Origin of the sequence: Sporosarcina sp. FSL K6-5500 (assembly GCF_038005665.1) — a bacterium.
In the GTDB taxonomy this organism is placed as follows: Bacteria; Bacillota; Bacilli; order Bacillales_A; family Planococcaceae; genus Sporosarcina; species Sporosarcina psychrophila.
The window spans coordinates 1-4,038 of record NZ_JBBOTP010000008.1 but is presented as its reverse complement, the minus strand read 5'-3'; the positions used below and the strand labels follow the sequence as shown (position 1 = coordinate 4,038).

Sequence of the window (4,038 nt, the reverse complement as noted above, 5' to 3'; positions counted from 1 at the left end):
AGCAAAGCGGAAGGAATTTAAGGAGTTGATACGAGAGATTGTTTTCACCCTCTTTTGTTCTTCCAACCCCCGTTGGAAGACGCCACCTGGCGAAGGGGGTTTTGTGGGTTTGACACTTTTTCAAAAGTGGCAAGGTCTGTTCTTTTTGCACTTGATCTAGAAATGAATTTGCAACCGTTGCGGAAAAGCGTAACGGTGAAAATGACATTTCTGCATTAGGAAAAAGCAACGGCTGCAGGCGGAGATTTTTTTGTTTTTGAACTTGGGGGGAGCGGTTTTTGCTCCCTTGCTTTTTGCCTCGCAGAGCACGTCCAGAAGAATTCTGGTATACCGTGTTAGACCAAAATGAATTTGGCTCTCTTCGCGCGATGTGTTATTCTTATTCAAAAATGAGGTGACCGAAATCGCTCACGTTCAGAAATTCACGAAAGCAAACATGCAAGGATTATCAAATCACTTGGACCGAAAAACTCAAAATCATTCAAACGAAGATATTGATATCGAGCGCACACATTTAAATTATGACCTATGCGAAAAAGAAGGCGACACGCTTTCTCGCATGAATGAAAGGCTAGACGAAGTTTATTGCATGAAACGAAAAGATGTAAAGGCATGTTGCGAATGGGTCGTAACGTTGCCTGAATCGCTCAAAGGAGCACCTGACGAGCACCAAAGGAAATTCTTTGAAGAAACCTATGAATTTCTCGCTGATCGATACGGGGGGAAGCAGAACGTTATTTCGGCGAATGTACATAATGACGAAACAACACCTCATATTCACTTTGATTTTATTCCTGTTGTTTGGGATGAGAAAAAAGAACGTGAAAAAGTGTCGGCCAAAGAAGTGATAACTAGAGCGGAATTAAAATATTTTCATAATGATTTGGATAACCACTTAAAAGAGCAGATTCCCGAGATTTATCAAGAGGGGATTTTGAACGGGAAAACGATTGGAATTGAAAATGTACATTCGTTGAAAAAGCTTTCAGCGGAGATTGAACAGCAAAAAGAAATGATGGCTGCTGATTTGAAAAAATTTAAGGAGCCAAAAGAAATTTTTGATAAAGTGGATGGAAATGCAGAGAAGAAAACCGTAGGAATCATGAATAAAAAAGAAGTGGTTGTTTTGCCAAAAAAGGATTATGAGCGTTTGGGAGTATTGGCGAAATCAAGTATTAGAAGCACTTATCAATTTGAAAATTATAAATCAGATGCTAAAAACAAAATTGGTAATTTGGAGAAAAATAAAAAGGGACTGGAAGGAAAAATTGAAAGTCTTGAACAAAAAAACACACATCTTGAACGAGAAAAACAAATGATTGAAAGCGATAAAATACAAGAACAAAGAAATGCGGTTGTTTATAAAAGCATTTTGGAAGATAAAGAGCCGGATCTAGAAATTAGTGAATCGGAATTTAAAGGGCGCTTGATTCTTCATAATTTAGAGCGTGACAGCATGCCGAAGGATAAAGCGGAGGGGCAAAATTGGCTTGAAATTCTTGAAGAAAATAAAATAAATAAGACGATTCCTCAAAATCGGCTGGGAAAAGCTATAGATAAATTGAAATTATTTTTGGACAAATTTATAAAACGAGTTAAAACAGCTGATTTTTCGTTAGATGGACTGAAAGAAAAAGATAAAGAGATAAAACAGCAGCAGAAACCAAGAAAAAGTAAATCTCATGAGATGGGATTATAAAAAGGGGTTTAATTTGCTCTTGTTTCGCTTCAGAATTCGTTTTAAGCGCTTTTAAGGTGGTTTGCTTAGATTTATATGTATTTTTTTGAAAAAGGTCTTAAAAAAGCTTGTAGAGGTCTTGAAAGGGATTTTGAACTTGGTTTGAATTTAAAAAGCCCCCGTTTTTTGGGGGGCTTTTTTGGTCTCTTTCTTATCTTGATACATATAGAAACAACTCAAGCGTTTGAAAAGGCTGTTAGCCTTAGAGCCGTATGGGTTTGAATGACTTTTCAAAGGTGGACACGAAAAAATCCCTGTGATAAGGTTTAAATGTCGAGTAAAAACCAAATCAGAGGGATTTTTTTATCCTCACCCGAAGGAGAGGTCTTTTTTTATGAATTCATCTTCAAATGATAGCATGATTATCCTTAAGGACGCAAGAGCAGACGGCAAAGAACGTGATTGGAAAGGGAAAAAGAAACGGTCGATTTTAATGGCTGAACATCATGATATCGCTGATTTAAAGAAAAAAGCGGAGCGAATGAATGAGTGCGGTAATTTTCTGCATTTCAAACAAAAAGATGAAAAACTGAAACTCTATCAAGCTTACTTTTGCAAAGCGAGGTTATGTCCTATGTGCAACTGGCGACGTTCTTTAAAGATTGCCTTTCAAAATAAAAAAATCGTTGAAGCGGTGAATTCCCGTGAAAAAGTGACATGGATTTTTTTGACGCTTACGGTTCAAAATGTCGAAGGCGAAAAGTTGAAAGACACGATGGATCAGATGACAAAAGCATGGAATCGATTTGCAGGATATGCAAAATTCAAACGGTCGGTCAAAGGGTATTTTCGAGCGATGGAAGTCACGAGAAACTGGAATAAAGACAGCGATTGGTATGGCACGTATCACCCTCATTTTCATGTTTTGCTTTGTGTTCCAGCAAGCTATTTTAAGAAAAAAGAGTTTTATATTTTGCAAGATGAATGGACAAGTATGTGGCAAAAGGCGATGAAGATTGATTATACGCCGATTGTTCATGTTCAAAGGGTGAAGCCGAAAAAGGAATCTACTGATTTTTTAGCAGTTGAGAAAGAGGTCAAAAATTCGATTGCAGAGCAAAACGCGGTCTTTGAAGTATCCAAGTATCCAGTAAAAGATACCGACGTGATTCGAGGTAATAAAGTCACTCCGGAGAACGTCCAAACGGTGAAAGATTTAGATAAAGCGTTGGCATATAAACGTTTGATTTCCTATGGGGGGCTACTGAAAGAGATTCATAAAGAATTGAATTTAAGCGATGCAGAGGATGGGGACCTCATTCATATTGACGAGGATTCAGATGAGGTTGCAAATGGTGCGATTGATGTAATGGCTTACTGGCACGTTGGTTTGAAGAATTATGTACTAACAAAAAAGACTGAAGTTTTATAGGGTTTATATAATCGTTGACAGGGGTTTTAGTTCGGAGGGGAATCTTTTGAAGGAATTGGATGATTTTAATTTTCTCTATCAATTGTTTGTACCAGGGGTATCAGGAGCAGTTGGTGGATTGATTTTAGTTATAATCATGAGCATGGAAAACGAATATCAAGGAACTCGAATTAGATGGATAAAATCAAAATTTGCTATTATAGGTGTTATTGCTGGGATAGCAGCTGTAAACTTATTAAATCCAAGTGGTAGTTTTTCGCAAGTGATGATTTTGTCTTTGCTTGCAGGCTTAAGTGGCATATCATATTTAAAAAGGAATGCTTTGGTTGAAGGGTTTCATGAAGATAATTTGTTAATCGCAAAAGAAAAATCTTTGGAGAAATTCGGAGTTTTTGGTAATGATGATAATCTAGTGCCAGATGAAACTCTTGGGGATCAAGAAATGGAAGAAATGGATTGGTTAATAAACAATCTTTATAATAAAAGGGATAATAAATAAAGAGTTTTCATCTGAAATAAGGGTATTGCAATAGTGAATAGTAAATGTTTTTTATAAGTTCCTTTTTTTGAAGGGAGGAAGAAAAATGAACAAGTTTAAACCAGTTGACTACTTGAATGGGATTGAGCGAAAGCAAGCAATAGAATATGAAAGATTATTGTCAAATGCTAACAATTTAAAAGATGTTCGAAGATACGAAAACCTTTTGAAAAGATATGTAAAGTTGGCTTATATGCGCATGAAGATGGATGAAGAGATGAATGGTCTGGATAAAGAACCAGAAGAAGAGAAGAAGTATGCGCTTGAATATTAATTTCTAAAATAGAAAATGAGATAAAAGTCTTCCTAAAAAAAGGGAGACTTTTTGTTTTTTATTTTATGGCCAGATTAAAAGTAAAGGAGAAGTGTCAACGGTAAATGTCTGACTGG

At 36.4% G+C, this 4,038-nt stretch carries 4 protein-coding genes; all 4 read left to right on the top strand.

Annotation, left to right across the window (positions count from 1 at the left end):
- Positions 1–436 precede the first annotated feature (436 nt).
- The 4 genes from mobV (at position 437) to MKX62_RS24260 (ending at position 3,922) form a co-directional block, all read left to right on the top strand.
- Complete coding sequence (gene mobV / locus MKX62_RS24275) at positions 437–1,699, top strand: MobV family relaxase (protein WP_445683564.1); 1,263 nt, start codon at positions 437–439, stop codon at positions 1,697–1,699.
- Between the two features lie 373 nt (positions 1,700–2,072).
- The gene (locus MKX62_RS24270) at positions 2,073–3,110 is read left to right on the top strand and encodes a protein rep (RefSeq protein WP_340742760.1); all 1,038 of its coding nucleotides are present in this window, start codon (positions 2,073–2,075) and stop codon (positions 3,108–3,110) included.
- A gap of 46 nt (positions 3,111–3,156) precedes the next feature.
- Positions 3,157–3,609 (top strand): hypothetical protein, encoded by a 453-nt coding sequence (locus tag MKX62_RS24265; protein ID WP_340742759.1) that lies wholly within the window; start codon positions 3,157–3,159, stop codon positions 3,607–3,609.
- A gap of 85 nt (positions 3,610–3,694) precedes the next feature.
- Positions 3,695–3,922: a hypothetical protein gene (locus MKX62_RS24260; RefSeq protein WP_340742758.1), complete on the top strand. Its 228-nt coding sequence runs from the start codon at positions 3,695–3,697 to the stop codon at positions 3,920–3,922.
- Positions 3,923–4,038: the final 116 nt, after the last annotated feature.